Genomic DNA, 18,586 nt, shown 5'->3' with positions numbered 1-18,586 from the left:
TGTTCGGGTTGGCCGGGTTGTTCGGATTCAACGGGCTGTTCGGGTTGGCCGGGTTATTCGGATTCAACGGATTGTTCGGGTTGCTCGGATTATTCGGATTCAGCGGGCTGTTCGGGTTGTTCGGATTGTTCGGGTTGCTGAGGCTGTTCGGATCGCGCCCCCTCTGATTTGCCGACGGGTTCGTCGGCAGGCCAACCGGAGGTGCGGCCGGGGCGCTGTTCTGCGCCGGGTTCGGTGTGCTCAGGGTCGACGGACGCGCGGGCGGTGAATCCGTGGTCACCGGCGGAGCCGGAGCGGGTTCTACCGGAGTCGCGGAGGTGGCCGGCGCCAGCGTCGACGGTGCGGCGGCCGGTGCTGCCGGCGCAGCGCCACCGGCCGGTGGCGCAGCACCGCCCTGGGCGTGGACAGTGGCGATGCCCAGCGCGAGCTGCAGGGCGAAGAACAACGGTACAGTGCGGCGGATGCTCATGATGGGGTCCTCGTCAGGGGCTGGCAGCGCGTCGTGGCGCTGCAGTCAGAAATCCTCGTCGTATTCGATGGCGACCTCGCGATCACGCGCGAGCGCCTCGGCGACGCTGCGGACGCGATCATTCGCGAGTGCGTTGGGCACACGTATCTCGATCTGGTGGAAGCCTTCTGCCTTGTCGTCGGGCAGGCCGGCAGAACTCGAGTCCTCGTCGTCCATATGCGGCATGAGATCGCCGATCTCTTCGACATGCTCGACCCCTTCGATGGCGGTGAGCAGATTGATGAGTTCGTTCGCGACGTCGTCGTTGCCGGTGAGCTGGAGCCGGATCATGGGCATGGCTCAGCGCGCTCCGTCGGCCGAAATGTTGAGGTCGTAGCGACCGGGCATGCGCTTCCACGCCGCGCGCACCGGCGGCGGACCCTGCGGCGGATCCGGCTGCGGCGGCTCGGGCGAAGGCGTTTCACCGGGCGGCTGCGGTGTCGGATCGCCCGGCGTCACCGGGCGGTGGAAGCGGATATCGAGAGTGCTGCTCATGTGCGGCTCCTGCTGGATGGCTTGCACGTCTCCCGCAAGCGGCGTGCCATGGCGAAATCCTTTCCGATCCGGCCTGTTGCGGAAACCTTGGCGTGCAGCACGCGGCCGCAGGGCGCACGCGCGTTGCGATCTGCAAGGGCTTAGGCCCGGTGCGCGCTGCCAATGCGGCTCATGGCGGTGTCATGCTCGCGCTCGCCAGAAATATAAAAAGATCTACATATGCATATTGAAGCGCAGGCGGCATGGCGGGCTCGGGCATGCGGGAGGCGGGCGGCTTGATGTCTTACATGCCGCGAAGCGCCTGTTTCGCCCGGAGGACGCGGAGGGCGTTGCCAGCGGCCGGGCGTTGACTGCGACCGGTGGTGGGCGATTCATCGATTCCGGGGTGCGCGGAACGGCCGGCAACGTGCACTGGGCGCATCGCGCCTGGCATCGCTCGGGGATCGCACGTTCTCGAGCGGATGCCAGATGAATCCCGCGCGCGACGGGCGCCGCTCCGGCGCTGTACCGCGACCGCAGGCCTCGGGTGCGCATCGCCTCGTGTTCCGCCGGCGGTGACGCTGAGCGTTTCAGCGTTTCAGCGCGTCTGCGCGAAGACCGTGATTTCCTCGCGGTCGTGGTAGAGCTGCTTGGCGCGGATTTCCAGCTCGCGTCCGGCCGCCGCGACCGTTTCGCGCATCGCGTCGAAGGCTTGCTGTACCTCGGCGTAGCGCTTTTTCATGGGCAGCTTGAGATTGAACACACTGCGTTGGCACCAGCCCTCGGCGAGCCAGTCGGCCATGCGCGCGGCGACGCGGCGCGGCTGCTCGACCATGTCGCAGACCATCCAGTCCACGCGCTGGCGCGGCTGGAAGCGAAAGCCGTCCTCACGCTTGTGCGCGACGAGGCCGGAGGCCATCAGCTGTTCGTCCATCGGGCCGTTGTCGACCGCGGTGACGTGCAGGCCGCGGCGTACCAGCTGCCAGGTCCAGCCGCCCGGCGCCGCACCGAGATCGACGGCGGTCATGCCGGGCTTGAACCAGCGCTCGCGTTCGCCCGTGCCGATCAGCACCTGCAGTGCTTCATCGAGCTTGAGGGTGGAACGGCTCGGCGCCTCGCGCGGAAACTTCAGCCGCGGTATGCCCTGCGGCCATGGCGCGGCGTGATCGATCAGCGCCAGCGCGAGCAGGCAGCGCTCGCCGCTCGGGAACAAGGCGTGCAGACGCCAGGGACTGGCGGGATCCAGGCCACCGTCGCGGCGCAGGTGCTGCACGAACGCGTTGTTGAAGCTGCGGCAGAACGCAGTCAGCGGCTTGGCGTCGTCGCTATCGGGCGTTTCCACCCAGACGTCACGGACGCCGAAGCCCGGCGGCAGTGCGGCGAGCAGTGGCGTGAGACGGTCTTCGCGCGGCAGTCCCTTGAACTGGCCGATCACCGCGAGCGTCTGGCGCGCAAAGATCAGGCGCGACCAGCTCAGCAACCTCAGCAGCGCATCCGGCGCGCCCTGCTGGGTCAGGACGAATTCGGCAAAGCCCGCATTGCGCTCCGTGCGCGCAAAACCGGCGACACCGGCGTGGGCTGCCGTGGCATCGAGTTCCTGCGCGGCTTCGCTTTCGAAACCGGCCCGGCAGTAGACCACCACGCCGCTGGCGAAAGGAGCGCTCGTGATGATCTTGGACATGGCGGGACCTCGTATTTTTTTGAAAACGCCGACACCGTCGGATGCACGTTTGGTTCGCTGCGCGCCCTTCGATCAAAGGGCAGGCCGAACGCAAGGCGTCGAGCCCGGATTCGCAAGGGCCTGCCGCGGATGTGGCACGGTCCGCCCGGGCCTGCTCAGTACATCAATCCACCACGCGCGCTGTACGCGGCCAGGGCGCTGCGCGCCTCGTCGCGCAGGATGTCGCGCCGCACCTGCACGCCGCGGCGCTCGAGTTCGCCGATCCAGTCCGCCGGCAGCGGGCCTTCGTCGAACTCGGTCAGTTCTTCCACATCCTCGCTGCGCGCGCCGATCAGCAATTCGTCGATGCCGGCCCAGACGCTGGCGCCATAGCACTGGCAGCACGGCTGCGCGCTGGTGGCGAGGGCGTAGCGCTGGCCGTCCTCGTTGAGACGGAAGCGCTGGGTACGGGCCTGGGCAGTCATGAACGCCATCATCTCCGCATGCGCCACCGAGCAATTGTGCGGCACCACACGATTGACGCCGACGGCGATCAGCCGTCCCTCGCCGTCGAAAACGGCCGCGCCGAACGGTCCGCCCGTGTCGAGTTCGACATTGCGCCGCGACAGGCGGATCGCGAGCCCGACCTTGTCCGCGTCGCTGACATAGCGCGCGGCGGTATCGACTTCGTCGTTGATCCAGGCGGGCAGGGTGAGATGGACTTGGGCGTAGAGCATTGAGATTTCCCGCGCTGGTCTGACAAATCCCTGCCTTGCTGGCGGAGGGCGGATCTGACGATGTTGTTTTTCTTGTGCCGGCTCGGTAGCAAGCCCACACCGGCGCAGCCACATCCTTGCGTGCCTTTCCGGACGATCAGCCCTTCGCCTTCGCCCACGAATCCCGCAACGTCACCGCGCGATTGAACACGGGCTTGTCCGCAGCGTGGTCGTAGCGATCAGCGACGAAGAAACCCAGCCTTTCGAACTGGAACGCGGTCTCCGGCGCGGCGTCGGCAGCGGCCGGTTCGAGCCAGCCCTGCACGACACGCCGGGAGTCCGGGTTCAGATGATCGCGATAGGCCTTGCCGTCGCTGTCGTCATCCGGATTGGCGACGTTGAACAGGCGATCATAGAGGCGGATTTCCGCCGCAACCGCGTGCTTCGCGCTGACCCAGTGGATCGTGCCCTTGACCTTGCGCTCCGCGCCCGGCAGTCCTGGCCGCGTATCTGGATCCAGCGTGCAATGCACGGTGTGGACGTTGCCGTCGGCGTCCTTGTCCAGCGATTCGCACTTGATGATGCCGACGCCACGCAGACGCACTTCGCCGCCGGGCACGAGGCGATGGAAGCCTTTCGGCGGCACTTCCATGAAGTCCTCGCGCTCGATCCACAGTTCGCGCGAAAACGGCACTTCGCGTTTGCCGAAGCTTTCGTTTTTCGGGTGATTGGAGAACGCCAGCGTTTCCGCATGGCCGTCCGCGAGATTGCCGATGACGAGCCTGAGCGGATCGATCACGGCGAGGCGGCGCGCGGCGTTCGTATCGAGTTCCTCGCGCACGCAGCCTTCGAGCACGGAAAATTCGATGACGCTGTTCTGCTTGGTGACGCCGACGCGGTCGCACAGCAGGCGCAGCGCGGCCGGCGGAAAGCCGCGCCGGCGCACGCCCGACAGCGTCGGCATGCGCGGGTCGTCCCAGCCGGCGACCAGGTTTTCGTCGACCAGTGTCATGAGCTTGCGCTTGCTCATGACTGTGTAGTCGAGATTCAGGCGCGAGAACTCGATCTGCTGCGGTGTGCTGGCCGGGGCCTGCAGACCGCGTGCGGCCAGCGAGGCGGCGAGCTGCGGATGCCGCGGCAGGTCGATCTCGCGCAGGCACCAGTCGTACAGCGGCCGGTGATCTTCGAACTCCAGCGTGCACAGCGAATGGGTGATGCCTTCGATCGCGTCGGAGATACAGTGTGCGTAGTCATACATCGGATAGATGCACCACGCGTTGCCGGTGTTCTGGTGCTCGACGTGGCGGATGCGGTAGATCGCCGGGTCGCGCAGGTTGATGTTGCCCGAACTCATGTCGATCTTGACGCGCAGGGTGCGTGCGCCGTCGGCGAACTCGCCGGCGCGCATGCGCCGGAACAGGTCGAGGTTTTCTTCGACGGCGCGCTCGCGGAACGGCGAATTGCGGCCGGGTTCGGTGAGCGTGCCGCGATACGCGCGCACCTCGTCGGCGGACAGGTCGCAGACGAAGGCCTTGCCGTCGCCAATCAATTTTTCCGCGCACTGGTAGAACACGTCGAAATAGTCCGAGGCATGGCGCAGCTCGTCCCATTCGAAACCCAGCCAGCGCACGTCCTGCTGGATCGACTCGACGTACTCGATGTCTTCCTTGGTCGGATTGGTGTCGTCGAAGCGCAGATTGCAGCGGCCGCCGAATTCGCGCGCGATGCCGAAATTCAGGCAGATCGACTTGGCGTGGCCGATATGCAGATAGCCGTTGGGCTCGGGCGGAAAGCGGGTTGCGACGCGGCCGGCGTGCTTGCCGGAGGCCTGGTCGTCGATGACGATCTGGCGGATGAAGTGATTGTGCAGCGGGGCTTCGTTGGTCATGGAGTCGCGGCTGCGGGCCGCCAGTGTCTCGGGTAAGACCGGCAAGTCTAACCCGCCCGGCCCGCTGGCCGCACGGCGTGGGGAGCCGGATCTACCGGCCGCGGTAGTGCAGGCGCACCGGGCCGCGCGCGTCGAGAATGTTGACATGTTCGCCGTTCTGCAGAATCTCCAGCAGCCCTTCGCGCGCCAGTTCGACCGCGACGAGGCGCACCGGACGCATGAGTTCGCGCCATTCCATGCACAGGCTATCGGCCAGGAGGCGTGCCGCATCGGTCGGGCAGAGGCCGCCGCCGCCGTCGGCGCGCAGCAGTTCCAGCAGGCACTCGCGCGTGCGCACCGCGAGCGAATCGTCGTAACGAAAGCGCGAAGCGAACGGAGGCCAGTTTGTGTCAACGGCCATAGGAGCTCAGGGTGGAAACCGAAGTGAGGATGGCGCTACGTACGCGGAGCAGTTGTGCTCGGGATCACGCTGCGTGGAGCTTGTGCGCCGGCAGCGCGATGAGGAAGTAGGGCAGGTCCATGACCGGTGCCTCGCGCCCGAGATGCAGCAGCGCGATCGACGCCTGGCCACGGTGGTGGGTGGCATGGTTGAACACATGCAATAACAGCGACGCGTACGGCAGCGTGAACGCCGTGCCCTGCAGGTTGCGATAGGTCAGATCCCCCGCGACCGTGGCGGCATCCAGCGCGTCGACGAACGGGCGCCAGCCGCGCGCGAACGCGACGAGACGCTGTTTCAGGTGATGGCGCTCGGGTTCCAGCTCCTGGTCCAGCCCGGTGGCCGGAAACACGCTGTGCTGCAGGCGCGACTGCCACAGGTGCTCGACCAGCAGCAAATGATTCAAGGTGCCGTGCACGCTGCCGAAGAACTGGCCGCTGTCGCGGAAGTAGTCGATGTCGTCGAGCGCGTCGACTTGCGTATACAGCCGCTCCAGCGCCCAGGCATGGTAGTCGGCCATCAGGCGCAGATGCTGGTGCAGATCCATAGGCGGCCGCTGATGAACAAAGGCCGCAGGATACGCGCTTTGACCGGGCCGGGGCCGACAGATAGCGTTGGACCATGCAACCGGAGGGTACGCATGCGTATTGTCTATCGGGCGGAGAACATCATCGACGCGCACCTCGTGCGCAATGTCCTCGAAGGCGCCGGCATCCCCGCGCACGTCGGCGGCGAATACCTGACCGGCGCCATGGGCGAACTGCCGGTCATGGGTCTGGTCAGCGTGCTGGTGGCCGAGCACGACTGGCCCGCAGCGAGCCGGCTCGCTGCGGAAATCGATGCGGAACTCAGCGAACGGCGCAGCGCGACCGACTTCGACAGCGATCCGCTGGCCGACCCGGCCTGAAGCCATAGCCCGCCGCCATAAGCTCAATCACACGCGTGCGGGTGATCCGGGCCGGAAGCAGTTGACGACACTTATGCTCATCCCTAGCATAAGCGGCCCATATATGCTCACTCGGAGCATAAGAGGTCGTGATGGCAACTCTCTCGGTTCTTCCCGGTGTCGTCCCGGAACTCACCCCGGCCCTCCTCGATCGCTACGCCCCGCTGTACCAGCGCGTCCGCGGCGTGATTCCTGAACTGGAATGGCAAACCCACCTCCCCTGGATCGATGCGATCCACAGCCTGAAGAAGCAGCGCAACGCGGTCATCCTTGCGCACAACTACCAGGCTCCCGAAATCTTTCACACCGTCGCCGACATCACCGGCGATTCGCTCGCGCTGGCGCAACAGGCCGCGCGCGTGGACGCGAAGGTGCTGGTCCAGTGCGGCGTGCATTTCATGGCCGAGACCTCGAAGATTCTCTGCCCGGAAAAAACCGTACTGATACCTGACACCGAGGCGGGCTGCTCGCTGGCCGAGTCGATCACCGCGCAGGACGTGCGGCTGCTCAAGGCGAAATACCCGGGCGTGCCGGTGGTGACCTACGTCAATACCTCGGCCGACGTCAAAGCCGAGTCCGATGTCTGCTGCACCTCGGCCAACGCGGTACATATCGTCGAATCGCTCGGCGTGGACAAGGTCATCTTCCTGCCCGACAAGTACCTCGGCCAGTACGTGGCCTCCAAGACCCGGGTCAAGGTCATCCTCTGGGAAGGCGCCTGCGAAGTGCATGAGCGCTTCAGCGGCGAAGAACTGCGTTCGTATCGGCGCGCCCACGGCAACGTGCGCATCCTCGCGCATCCGGAATGCCCGCCCGACGTATTGCTCGAAGCCGACTTCGTCGGCTCGACGGCGGCGATGGTCACGCACCTCGCCGAGCGCCGGCCGCACCGCGTCGTCATGATCACCGAGTGCTCGATGAGCGATAACGTCTCCGTGCAATTCCCCGACATCGAGTTCACGCGCCCGTGCAACCTCTGCCCGCACATGCGCCGCATCACCCTGCCGCGCATCCACGACGCGCTGCTGCACATGCGTCACGAAGTGCAGGTCGACCCGGCCATCGCGGTGCGCGCGCGGCAGGCGGTGGAACGCATGCTGGCGTTCGGGCGCAGGGAGGCGGCGTGAGTGCAGCGGAAGACACCGTGGTGCTGTATCGGCCCACCGGTCCGCGGGAACTGGAGCTGGTGCGTGCGAGTGGAAACACACGCTGGCCGCCACGTCTGCCGGATCAGCCGATCTTCTATCCGGTGACCAACGAGGATTACGCGATCCAGATCGCGCGCGACTGGAACGTGCCCGCAAGCGGCAGCGGCTACGTCACCCGTTTCCGGGTCCGCTCCGCGTTCATGCAGCGCTACGCGCTGCAGAAGGTCGGCGGCCGCGAACACACGGAATGGTGGGTGCCAGCGGAAGATCTCGAAGAACTCAACGACAACATCGTCGGGATCATCGACGTGATTCACGAGTTTTACGCGTGAACGCATCGCGGGGAAGGCCATGCACTTCGACGTAATCGTCATCGGCTCCGGCATCGCCGGTCTTTCGACCGCGCTGGCCGCGGCGCCCAAGCGCGTCGCGCTGATCACGCGCGGCGCGCTCGCGTGCGACGGCGCGAGCCGCTGGGCGCAGGGTGGCATCGCCGCGGCGCTCGCCGCCGGCGACAGCGCCGCTGCGCACGCGCGCGACACCTTGACGGCAGGCAATGGGCTGAACGACGTGGCGGCCGTCGAGGTGTTGACGCGCGGCGCGGCCGGGGCGATCGACTGGCTCTCGGCCTGCGGTGTTGGCTTCGACGGATCCGGTGACCATTACAGCCTCGGTCGCGAGGCAGCCCACTCGCAGGCCCGCATCGTGCACGCCAGCGGGGACGCGACCGGTGCCGTCGTCATGCAGGCCCTGGCGCTTGCCGCGGGTGCGGCCGCGCATGTGCACTGTTTCGAACACCATTGCGCGAACGCACTGCTGCGCGACGGCGCGCGTATCGCCGGCGTCGCCGCGCACGGTCCGCAGGGCGTGCTTGCGCTGACCGCCGACGCGGTTGTCCTCGCGACCGGCGGCATCGGCGCGCTGTACCGGTATACGACCAATCCGGATACCGCTGATGCCTCGGGGCTCGCGCTCGCACTCGACGCCGGTGCCGCAGTGTCGGACATGGAATTCGTGCAGTTTCATCCGACCGCGCTGCGTACGCGCGACGAGCGCGGCGGCCAGTTGCCGCTGCTGACCGAAGCCTTGCGTGGTGCCGGTGCGGTGCTGGTCAACAGCGCGGGCCGGCGCTTCATGGCGGCGGTCGCGCGCGACGCCGAACTCGCGCCGCGTGACGTCGTCGCCCGCGCGGTCTGGGCCGAACTGGAGCGCGGACAGCGCGTATGGCTCGATGCGACGCGCGCGGTCGGCGCGGATTTCCCACAGCGCTTTCCGACCGTGTTCGCCAGTTGCGCGTCCGAAGGCCTGGACCCTCGCCGCGAAGCGATTCCGGTCGTGCCGGCGCAGCACTACCACATGGGTGGCGTGCGTGTGGATGCACAGGCGCGTAGCTCGCTGGAAGGCCTTTACGCGGTCGGTGAAGTCGCCTGCAGCGGTGTGCATGGCGCCAACCGGCTGGCGAGCAATTCACTGCTCGAAGGGCTGGTGTTCGGGCGCGCGCTCGGCCAGCGCCTCGCCGCGCAGCCGCGCCGGCGCGAAGCGTCGCCGATCGACGTGGGAGCACCGGAAACGGACGGCATAGCGCCCGCATTCGATGCCGCGATCCGCGACCTGTTGTGGCGCCACGTCGGCCTCGTACGCGACGCGCCGGGGCTGCAGCACGCGCAGCAGTCGCTACAATCCTTGCGCGCCAGCGCGCAGACACGCGCCGAGCGCCAGCGCCTTGCGGTCGCCGGGCAGATCGCCGCGGCGGCGCTGCACCGCCGCGACAGCATCGGCGCGCACTTCCGTCGCGATACGGCGCAGATGCGCGCCGGCTGAGCCGAGGTCGCGTCGCCGTTTGGGCTGGTCGGATCAGTGCGGGAACCGGGAACTCAGCCGTAACCCTGCCACTGCCGCGCCGGCGTGCTGCCCGCACTTCGCCAGGGACGGGTGCTAGGCTTGTGAGCTGCCCTCGCCGTAGCGACCAAGCCGCGGCGTGAACCCGCTGCGGCACTCGCGCCGCAGCATCCTGCCGCGAGCCGAATCCATGCCGAGCGCACCGCGTCCCACCCTGGTCATAGGCAACAAGAACTACTCCTCCTGGTCGCTGCGGCCGTGGCTGCTGCTGCGCCATCACGGTGTCGACTTCGAGGAAGTGCGGCTGCCGCTGGATACGCCAGAGTTCTATGCCGCGATCGGCACGTATTCGCCGACCGGCCGCGTGCCGGTGCTGCGCGTCGACGACCTCGTGGTGTGGGATTCGCTCGCGATCCTCGAATACAGCAACGAGCGCTGGCTGGACGGCGCCGGCTGGCCGCGCGACATGGCTGCACGCGCGCGTGCGCGCGCCGTCAGCGCGGAAATGCATTCGGGCTTCGCGAATTTGCGCACGCAATGTCCGATGGACTGCGTCAAGCGCAGCACGGCACCGGTCAGCGTCGACGTGCTGCGCGACATCGAACGCATCGGGGCGCTCTGGCGCGACTGCCGCGCGCGCCACGGCGCGAACGGTCCGTTCCTGTTCGGCGAATTCAGCATCGCCGACGCGATGTATGCGCCGGTCGCGCTGCGTATCGTCAGCTATGCCATTCCGGTCGGACCGGTCGAACGCGACTACATCGACGCGCTGCTTGCGCTGCCGGCACTGCGCGAATGGCTGTCGGACGCCGACGCAGAGCAGCGCGCGAGACGGGAATCGCGGTGAACGAGGCCGCGCGGCGGCCGGCGGTCGCGGCCATGGTCGCCGGCGCCGCGCTGATCTCCACGACCAGCATCTTCGTGAAATGGGCCGACGTCGAGCCCACTGTATCGGCCTTCTACCGCATGGCCTTCGGCGGCGGCATGCTGTTGCTGATGCTGCTCGTGCAGCGGCGCTTTAGCGGCGTGAGCCGGCGCGACGTCGCCTGGATGCTGTTTCCCGCGGTCGCGTTCGCCGTGGATCTCGTGCTGTGGCATCGCTGCATCCGCGATGTCGGTCCGGGCCTGGCCACGCTGCTCGGCAACTTCCAGGTCTTCGTCATGGCCCTGGCCGGCGTCTGGTTCTACCGCGAGCGGCTGGGCTGGCGCTTCGCGGCCGGACTCGCGCTCGCGTTCGCCGGCCTGTGGCTGCTGGTCGGACGGCACTGGCAGGCGGTCGACGCGCAATATCGCGAAGGCGTGTGGTTCGGCATTCTGACCGGCATCGCCTATGCGGCCTACATGCTGAGCTTCCGCCACGCGCAGAAGGAAAAGCTGGCGCGTTCGCCGGCCGAACTGCTGTGCCTGAATTCGCTGCTGTGCGCCGGGGTGCTCGCGCTGATCATCCTCGCGGAAGGCAACCGCTTCGTGATTCCGGATCTGAAATCGCTGTCCGCGCTGCTGAGCCTAGCGCTGTTCGGCCAGGTGCTGGGCTGGCTGCTGATCGTGCGCGCGATGCCGCAACTGCCGGCCTCGCTCGTCGGACTTCTGCTGCTGTTGCAGCCCGGCCTGTCGTTCGTGCTCGACGTGATCCTGTTCGGCCGCGCGACGGCGACGCTGGACTGGGTCGGACTCGCCGTGTCGCTGGCCGGCATCTTCCTGGCCGGTGCGTTCACGACCGGGAAGGCCGAGCCGGCCCGCGTCGCGTGACGGCGCTTGCGCGGCGCAGGGACGCCCCCATCTGCAGCGCATTCCATCGAAGGAGAACCCGCATGCTCGGTATCGGCGCCTGGAAGCAACGTCTTGTCGATCCGGCCGCGGCCTTGCCCGGCCGCGATCAGCCGCTGCCACTGGACAACCGTCACTACGTCACTGGCCAGCCCCTGCGCGGCGAATTCCCCGGCGCGCGCCGCGTGCTGTTCGGCATGGGCTGCTTCTGGGGAGCGGAGCGCAAGTTCTGGTCCATTCCCGGCGTGCTGACGACGGCGGTGGGTTATGCCGGTGGTTACACGCCAAACCCGACCTATGACGAAACCTGTTCCGGCGAGACCGGCCACAGCGAAGTCGTACTCGTGGTCTACGACCCGACGGTGGTGGCGTTCGAGGCGTTGCTGAAGGTGTTCTGGGAAAACCACGAGCCGACGCAGGGCATGCGCCAGGGTAACGACCGTGGCACGCAGTACCGCTCGGCGATCTATGTCGGCGACGACGACCAGCTCGCAATCGCGAACGGTTCGCGTGACCGGTTCCAGCAGGCGCTTTCCGCGGCCGGCCACGCCGGCACGATCACTACCGAAATCGCGCGCGATCAGCCGTTCTACTACGCCGAGGACTACCACCAGCAATACCTGGCGAAGAACCCGAACGGCTATTGCGGTCTCGGCGGAACTGGCGTCAGCTGTCCCGTCGGCCCCGCGGCCGGCGCCTGAGCCGGCGATTCTCCCGTCCCGTGCCCTGATTCGGACACAACTCCCGGTCTAAATACCCGACAGCCCGGACTGGCAACCGCTTGCCTGCGAACGGCGAAGCGGGAACCATTGCGGAGTGCGGGGCAAGCGAGACTTTCCCCGTCCGGTCGAGCAAGAGGCAGGAACCTCTTGCCCGACAGCGAGCGTGGAAACCTCTGATCAGGTCGATAACTGCTTTTGATTCCGGAGCCCCCTTGAGTCAAGGGGGTGAAGAGTGATCGCTTAGAACCGCAGGTTCTGATCATTCTGAGCGCCCAAGGGGCCGGACCGGCCAAATGCCTGCGTAGCAGGCGTTTGGCGGGGTTGTGGAGATCTGGTGCTGAGTACAAAAGCGATCGTGCCGGGACTTGTTCAGAGGTTTTCTTAGGGCGTTGCACTGCGGCGTACGTCACGCCGTCCACGACTGGGGAATTACATGGATCTGCTTCGCGCCTTGGCGCGCCTGCCGCTGCTGCTCGTCGCCTGGCATTTGCGGCTGCTGGCATTCGTATTGCGCATGCTTGGCATGCTGCTGGCCATCGTGGTCGGCCGCGTGTCCTGGCAGGCACCGGGCTGGATGCTCGCCGGCGAACGCGCCGGTCTTGCCGGCTGGGGCGCGATGCAGCGCAATCCGGGGCGCGTCGCGCTGGTGCTGGGTGGGATCGCGATCATCGGCGGCGGCGGATGGCTGGCGTACAAAGTGGAAAAGGAACGTCCGAAGCCTCCGCAGCCTGTCGCGGTGACGCTGCAGGTTGGCGCGCCGGCCCTGACCGACTACGAAGCCGAGCCGGTCACCGTGCACACGCTGGACCTGAATTTTTCCCAGTCGGTGGCGCCGCTCGCGCTGGTCGGCAAGGAAGCTGGCAACGGCGTGACCCTGAAGCCGGCACTGGCCGGCAGCTGGACCTGGGTCAACGACCGCCTGCTGCGTTTCACGCCGGCCGGTGACTGGCCGGTCGGCGAGAGCTTCAAGGGCAGCTTCGACAAGGCCGTGCTGTTCGCGCCGCAGGTGCGCGTCGCCGCCGACGGTTTCGAGTTCGCGACCGCGAGCTTCACCGTAGCGGCTGCCGGCAGCGAGTTCTACCAGGATCCGCAGGACGCGGCGCTCAAGAAGGGCATCGCCAACCTGCGCTTCAGCCATCCCGTCGACGTGGCCGCTTTCGAGAAGCATATCGAGGTGTATCTGCTCGGGCCGAAGAACAGCAAGACGCCGCAGAAATTCGTCGTCAACTACGACAAGACCAAGCTCAACGCCTGGGTACATACGGCACCGCTGGCTGGCCTGCCGAAAGATGCGACGACGCTGGAATACCGCATCGGCAAGGGCGTGGCCGCCGCCGCGGGCGGCAAGCCCAGCGACAGCGAGATCGCGACCAATGTCGGCGTGCCCGGCCTCTACAGTCTGGGCATCAGCGGCGTGGAGCCGACTCTCGTCGACAACAGCCAGTTCGAGCCCGAGCAGGTGCTGCTGGTGAACTTCTCCCACGCCGTGGGCGAAAAGCCCGCGAGCGGCGCGATCAAGGCCTGGCTGCTGCCGCTCACCAATCCGTACGCGCCGGAAGGCCAGCGCGAGCAGGTCTGGAGCTGGAGCGACGGCGCGATCGACGAGCGCGTGCTCAAGAGTGCCGAGCCGCTGGCGCTGGAACCGATCGCGGCGGAGCTGGATTTCTCCGAGCAGCAGAGCTTCAAGTTCCGCGCCGATCCGGGCCGTTATATCTATGTGCGCGTCGGCAAGGGACTCAGCGCATTCGGCGGCTATCTGCTGGCCGACAACGCCAACAACGTCGTGCAGGTGCCCGACTATCCGCGCATCCTGCGCTTCATGGCCGAAGGCTCGCTGCTGTCGCTGTCGGGCGAGAAGCGCGTCGCCGTCGTGTCGCGCAACGTGCCCGGCATGAAGCTCGAGATCGCGCGCGTGCTGCCCGACCAGTTGCAGCATCTGGTCAGCTTCAACAACGGCACCTTCGCCCAGCCCGATCTTGGCGCGCTGTCGCGCGACAAGATCACCGAACGCTTCGAGCAGAAGCTCGCGTTTTCGTCGGACGATCCGACCAAGGCGCATTACGAAGGTGTGGATCTTTCCCAATACCTGTCCAGCGGTCGCCGCGGCGTGTTCCTGCTGCGCCTCAACGACTACGATCCGGCGACCGAGCCAGCGCCCAAGCCGACGGGCGAAAACGCCGATGCGGGCGTGAGCGCACCGGAGCCCGGCGAATCCTACGACGGTGAGGGCGACTACGAAGGCGAGGGCGAGTACGGCGGCGGCTACGACGGCGACGGCAGCGAGTATTCCGAGATCAGCGACGCGCGTTTCATCGTCGTGACCGACCTGGGCCTCATCGTCAAGAAATCCCTCGACGCGAGTCTCGACGTCTACGTGCAGTCGATCGCGAGCGGTGCGCCAGTGGAAGGCGCGAGCGTGGAAATCCTCGGCGAGAACGGCCAGACCCTGCTGCGTGCGACCAGCGACGCGACCGGACATGCACACCTCGACTCGGTCGACGCGTTCACACGCGAAAAGACGCCGGCACTGTTCCTGGTCAGGAAAGGCGAGGATCTGTCGTTCCTGCCGATCGCCAAGCACGACCGGCGCCTGGACTTCTCGCGCTTCGACGTCGGCGGCATCAAGAACGCGCGCAGTGCCGGTCAGCTCACGGCCTACCTGTATTCCGACCGTGGCCTGTACCGGCCCGGCGATACTTTCCATATCGGCATGATCGTGCGCGCTGCGGACTGGTCGCGTGACCTGTCCGGTGTGCCGCTGCAGGCCGAGATCCTCGACGCGCGCGGCCTCAGCGTCGACAAGCGCCTGCTGCGCATGGGCGCAGTCGGCTTCGATGAACTCGCCTTCACCACGCAGGAAACCTCGCCGACTGGCAGCTGGACCGTGAACCTGTCGTTGATCGACAAGGACAACAACCCGCAGCTGATCGGCTCGACCACGGTGCAGATCAAGGAATTCCTGCCCGACCGCATGAAGGCGACCGCGCATCTGTCGCAGGAAGTGGTCGAGGGCTGGATCAAGCCCGACAATCTGAGTGCGCGCGTCAGCCTGCAGAACCTGTTCGGTACGCCGGCGCAGGATCGTCGAGTCGAGGCGACGCTGACCCTGTCACCGGTACTGCCGCTGTTCCGCAGCTGGCCCGAGCACGCGTTCTTCGATCCGCAGCGCGCCAAGGAAGGCTATAGCGAACCGCTCGGCGAGCAGACCACGAACGCCGAAGGCATCGCCGAATTCCCGCTGGATCTGTCCAAGTACGGCACGGCCAGCTATCGCCTGCATTTTCTCGCCAAGGGCTACGAGGCCGAAGGCGGCCGCGGCGTCGCGGCCGAGACGGCGAGCCTCGTGTCGTCGCTGGACTATCTCGTCGGCGTCAAGGTCAACGACAACCTCGACTATGTCGCGCGCAGTGCGGAACGCCAGGTCAACCTCATCGCGATCGACAACACCGCCAAGCGCATCGCGGTAGACGGGCTCAAGGCGGTGCTCGTGGAGCGCCGCTACGTCTCGGTGCTGACCAAGCAGGATTCGGGCGCCTACAAGTACCAGTCGCGGCTCAAGGAAGTCGCGGTGAAGGAAGAGCCGCTGAAGCTCGGCGCGAACGGCCTCGACTTCCGCCTCGCCACGGACAATCCCGGCGACTACGCGCTGCTCGTCAAGAACGCACGCGGCGACACCTTGAACCAGGTCAGCTATTCGGTGGCCGGCGAAGCCAACGTCGCGCGCTCGCTGGAACGCAACGCGGAACTGCAGCTCGCGCTGTCGAAGAAGGACTACGCGCCTGGCGAAGACGTGGAGATCGCGGTGCGCGCGCCGTATGCCGGCGCGGGCCTGATCACGATCGAGCGCGACAAGGTCTATGCGCACCAGTGGTTCACCTCGACGACGACGGCCTCGGTGCAGAAGATCCGCGTGCCCGCGGATTTCGAAGGCAACGGCTACATCAACGTGCAGTACGTGCGCGATCCGTCCTCGGCCGAGATCTTCATGAGCCCGCTGAGCTACGGCATCGCGCCGTTCTCGGTCAACCGCGATGCGCGCCGCAACACGCTCAGCGTGACGACGCCCGCGCTGATCAAGCCCGGCGAGACGCTGACGATGAAGGTCGCGACCGGTGGCCGCACGCGCGTAACACTGTTCGCCGTTGACGAAGGCATCCTGCAGGTCGCGCGCTACAAGCTCGGCGATCCGCTCGACCATTTCTTCCAGAAGCGCATGCTGGAAGTGTCGACGAGCCAGATCCTCGACCTGATCCTGCCGGAGTTCGCGCGCCTGACCGGCATGGCTGCGCCGGGCGGCGACGCCGACGGCCTGCTCGGCAAGAACCTCAACCCGTTCAAGAAAAAGCGCAAGCCGCCGGTCGCCTGGTGGTCCGGCATCGTCGACGTCGACGGCGAACGCGAATTCCGCTGGACCGTGCCCGACGATTTCAACGGCAAGCTGCGTGTGATGGCGGTAGCGGTGTCGGCCGATCGTATCGGCCGCTTCGAAGGTTCGACCACGGTGCGCGGCGACTTCGTGCTGTCGCCGAACGTTCCGGCCATGGTGGCGCCTGGCGACGAGTTTGACGTCAGTGTCGGCGTGGCGAACAACCTGACCGGCCTGAACGGCAAGACCTCGGCGATCGCGGTGAAGCTCGAACCCAGCGCGCAGATCGAGGCGGTCGGCGCCGCGGCGCAGGAACTCACCCTCGGCGAAATGCGCGAAGGCGTGGCCGTGTTCCGTTTGCGCGCGAAAGGCGAGCCCGGTGCGTCGACGCTGATCTTCAGCGCGAGCAGCGGCGACAAATCCGCGCGCCAGGCGGTGGATCTGTCGGTGCGGCCGGCGGTGCCGTTCCGTACCGAGGTCGCCATCGGCAACCTCGGCCGCGGTGACAAGAAGATCGAGCCGCTGCGCGACATGTTCGACGCGCACGCCAAGCGCGAGGCGAACGCCTCCTACGTGCCGCTGGTGCTGGCCCGCGGCCTGTCGGCGTATCTCTCCAGCTTCCCGCACCGCTGCACCGAGCAGTTGCTCAGCGCGGCCGTGCCGGCACTGGTGTTCGACACCAATCCGGAGTTCGGCAAGCTCGTGCGCGATCCGGGCGACCAGCGCACGACGAAGCAGGCCTTCGCCGAGCTGCTCGCGGTGCTGCGTTCGCGCCAGAACGATGCCGGCGGCTATGGCCTGTGGACTGCGACGCCGGAATCACAGCGCTACGTGTCGGTGTATGCGACGCAGTATCTGCTCGAGGCGAAGGAGCGCGGCTGGGACGTGCCGCAGGACATGCTCGACAAGTCCAACGCCTATCTCAACCAGCTCGCCGCGGACGAAAGTGACGGTTCGCTGCCGGGCTTGCGCGAGCGCGCGTTCGCGATCTACCTGCTGACGCGCCAGGGCAAGGTCACGACGAATACGCTGGCGTCGGTGCGCCAGCGCCTGCAGGAACGTCATGCGGATACATGGATGCAGGATCCCGTTGCGGCGTACATCGCATCGAGCCTGCAGCTCATGAAGCAGCAGGGCGAGGCGCTCAAGCTCATCGTCGGACCGGAGAAGGTGCTCACGCGCACGGCCATCGAAAGCGGCTGGCGCTACGAGCGCTACTTCGATCCGCTCGTGCGCGATTCGGCGACGTTGTATTTGCTGGCCAGGCATTTCCCCGAACGCGCCAAGGCGCTGCCGGCGGCAGCGCTGGAGAACGTCGTACGGCCGCTGTCGCGCGGCCTGTTCAACACCTTGTCCTCGGCCACGACAATCCTTGCGCTGGACGCCTATGCCAAGCAGATCGGGACGATGACCGAGGACAAGCTGCATGTGTTTGAACTGGCCAAGGACGGCGTGGCCAAGTCCATCGCCAAGGCCGACGGGCTCGTGCTCAGTGCCAACTTCAGCGCCACCGCGGCCGGCGTGCGCATCACCAACGAAGCCGATCTGAACGCCTGGTACAGCGTTTCACAGGGCGGCTTCGACCGCGGCGCTCCGGCGCAGGAAATCAGGAACGGCCTGGAAATCGTGCGCGAGTACACCGATGCCGACGGCAAGGCCATCGCCGAAGTCGAACTCGGCCAGGAAATCCTCGTCAGGCTCAAGATCCGGTCCACGCGTGCCGACGGCGTCGGCGACACGGCCATCATCGACCTGCTGCCGGGCGGGTTCGAAGTGGTGCAGGAAATCCCGGCCGCGCCGGCACCCGAATCGGAAGATGGAAGCGCACCCGCGCCCGCAGCGACGACCTGGCGCAGCACGGTAGGCCTGCCGAATTCGACCTGGATGCCGGACTACGCCGATGTGCGTGACGATCGGGTCGTGATCTACGGCACGGCCACGCCCGACGTGCGCGAGTTCATCTATCGCATCAAGGCGACCAACGTCGGTCAGTTCGTCGTGCCGCCCGCCTATGCCGAATCGATGTACGAACGCTCGGTACAGGCGCAGTCGCTCGGCGGCAGGATCACGGTGGCCAAGTCGAAGTGACGGTTTAGCCGGCAGACCGCATCGT

General features: G+C 66.7%; 15 protein-coding genes and 1 pseudogene. 8 read left to right on the top strand and 8 right to left on the bottom strand.

Going from position 1 to position 18,586, the window contains the following annotated elements:
* The 8 genes and pseudogenes from RUU78_RS03675 to RUU78_RS03640 form a co-directional block, all read right to left on the bottom strand.
* Nucleotides 1-469, bottom strand: a pseudogene (locus tag RUU78_RS03675) (hypothetical protein); the annotation flags it as partial.
* Between the two features lie 45 nt (nucleotides 470-514).
* Nucleotides 515-805, bottom strand: coding sequence for a hypothetical protein (locus RUU78_RS03670; protein WP_313913787.1), 291 nt, complete (start codon nucleotides 803-805; stop codon nucleotides 515-517).
* A gap of 3 nt (nucleotides 806-808) precedes the next feature.
* On the bottom strand, nucleotides 809-1,003 hold the full coding sequence (locus RUU78_RS03665) for a hypothetical protein (RefSeq protein WP_313913785.1): 195 nt from the start codon (nucleotides 1,001-1,003) through the stop codon (nucleotides 809-811).
* A 577-nt stretch (nucleotides 1,004-1,580) separates the two neighbouring features.
* A complete protein-coding gene (rlmM, locus tag RUU78_RS03660) occupies nucleotides 1,581-2,663 on the bottom strand; it encodes a 23S rRNA (cytidine(2498)-2'-O)-methyltransferase RlmM (RefSeq protein ID WP_313913783.1) in 1,083 nt (360 codons plus the stop codon).
* A 155-nt stretch (nucleotides 2,664-2,818) separates the two neighbouring features.
* Nucleotides 2,819-3,379, bottom strand: a complete 561-nt coding sequence (locus RUU78_RS03655) for a nucleoside deaminase (protein ID WP_313913782.1) — start codon at nucleotides 3,377-3,379, stop codon at nucleotides 2,819-2,821.
* Between the two features lie 136 nt (nucleotides 3,380-3,515).
* Complete coding sequence (locus RUU78_RS03650) at nucleotides 3,516-5,246, bottom strand: glutamine--tRNA ligase/YqeY domain fusion protein (protein ID WP_313913780.1); 1,731 nt, start codon at nucleotides 5,244-5,246, stop codon at nucleotides 3,516-3,518.
* 91 nt (nucleotides 5,247-5,337) lie between these two features.
* Nucleotides 5,338-5,646 (bottom strand): DUF3253 domain-containing protein, encoded by a 309-nt coding sequence (locus RUU78_RS03645; RefSeq protein ID WP_313913778.1) that lies wholly within the window; start codon nucleotides 5,644-5,646, stop codon nucleotides 5,338-5,340.
* Nucleotides 5,647-5,710: 64 nt separating this feature from the next.
* Nucleotides 5,711-6,232 (bottom strand): DinB family protein, encoded by a 522-nt coding sequence (locus RUU78_RS03640; RefSeq protein ID WP_313913776.1) that lies wholly within the window; start codon nucleotides 6,230-6,232, stop codon nucleotides 5,711-5,713.
* 93 nt (nucleotides 6,233-6,325) lie between these two features.
* On the opposite strand from RUU78_RS03640, the gene RUU78_RS03635 reads away from it, so the two are divergent.
* The 8 genes from RUU78_RS03635 to RUU78_RS03600 all read left to right on the top strand — a co-directional run bounded on the left by RUU78_RS03635 (nucleotide 6,326) and on the right by RUU78_RS03600 (nucleotide 18,561).
* On the top strand, nucleotides 6,326-6,592 hold the full coding sequence (locus RUU78_RS03635; RefSeq protein ID WP_313913774.1) for a DUF2007 domain-containing protein: 267 nt from the start codon (nucleotides 6,326-6,328) through the stop codon (nucleotides 6,590-6,592).
* A gap of 131 nt (nucleotides 6,593-6,723) precedes the next feature.
* Entirely contained in the window at nucleotides 6,724-7,758 is a 1,035-nt protein-coding gene (nadA, locus tag RUU78_RS03630; RefSeq protein WP_313913772.1) for a quinolinate synthase NadA, read from the top strand.
* Entirely contained in the window at nucleotides 7,755-8,111 is a 357-nt protein-coding gene (locus RUU78_RS03625; RefSeq protein ID WP_313913770.1) for an ADP-ribosylation/crystallin J1, read from the top strand. Before nadA ends, RUU78_RS03625 begins: the two co-directional genes overlap by 4 nt.
* A 19-nt stretch (nucleotides 8,112-8,130) precedes the next feature.
* The gene (locus tag RUU78_RS03620) at nucleotides 8,131-9,600 is read left to right on the top strand and encodes an L-aspartate oxidase (protein WP_313913768.1); all 1,470 of its coding nucleotides are present in this window, start codon (nucleotides 8,131-8,133) and stop codon (nucleotides 9,598-9,600) included.
* Between the two features lie 208 nt (nucleotides 9,601-9,808).
* Nucleotides 9,809-10,465, top strand: a complete 657-nt coding sequence (locus tag RUU78_RS03615) for a glutathione S-transferase family protein (protein WP_313913767.1) — start codon at nucleotides 9,809-9,811, stop codon at nucleotides 10,463-10,465.
* A complete protein-coding gene (locus RUU78_RS03610; RefSeq protein WP_313913764.1) occupies nucleotides 10,462-11,367 on the top strand; it encodes a DMT family transporter in 906 nt (301 codons plus the stop codon). Before RUU78_RS03615 ends, RUU78_RS03610 begins: the two co-directional genes overlap by 4 nt.
* Nucleotides 11,368-11,429: 62 nt before the next feature.
* On the top strand, nucleotides 11,430-12,086 hold the full coding sequence (gene msrA, locus RUU78_RS03605) for a peptide-methionine (S)-S-oxide reductase MsrA (RefSeq protein WP_313913762.1): 657 nt from the start codon (nucleotides 11,430-11,432) through the stop codon (nucleotides 12,084-12,086).
* A 454-nt stretch (nucleotides 12,087-12,540) separates the two neighbouring features.
* Nucleotides 12,541-18,561 carry an alpha-2-macroglobulin gene (locus RUU78_RS03600; protein WP_313913760.1) on the top strand — a complete coding sequence of 2,007 codons (6,021 nt, stop codon included), beginning with the start codon at nucleotides 12,541-12,543 and terminating at the stop codon, nucleotides 18,559-18,561.
* Nucleotides 18,562-18,586: the final 25 nt, after the last annotated feature.

The sequence above is a fragment of the Tahibacter sp. genome, assembly GCF_032229445.1.
Lineage (GTDB): Bacteria > Pseudomonadota > Gammaproteobacteria > Xanthomonadales > Rhodanobacteraceae > Tahibacter.
This window is presented reverse-complemented; position numbering and strand designations above follow the sequence as displayed.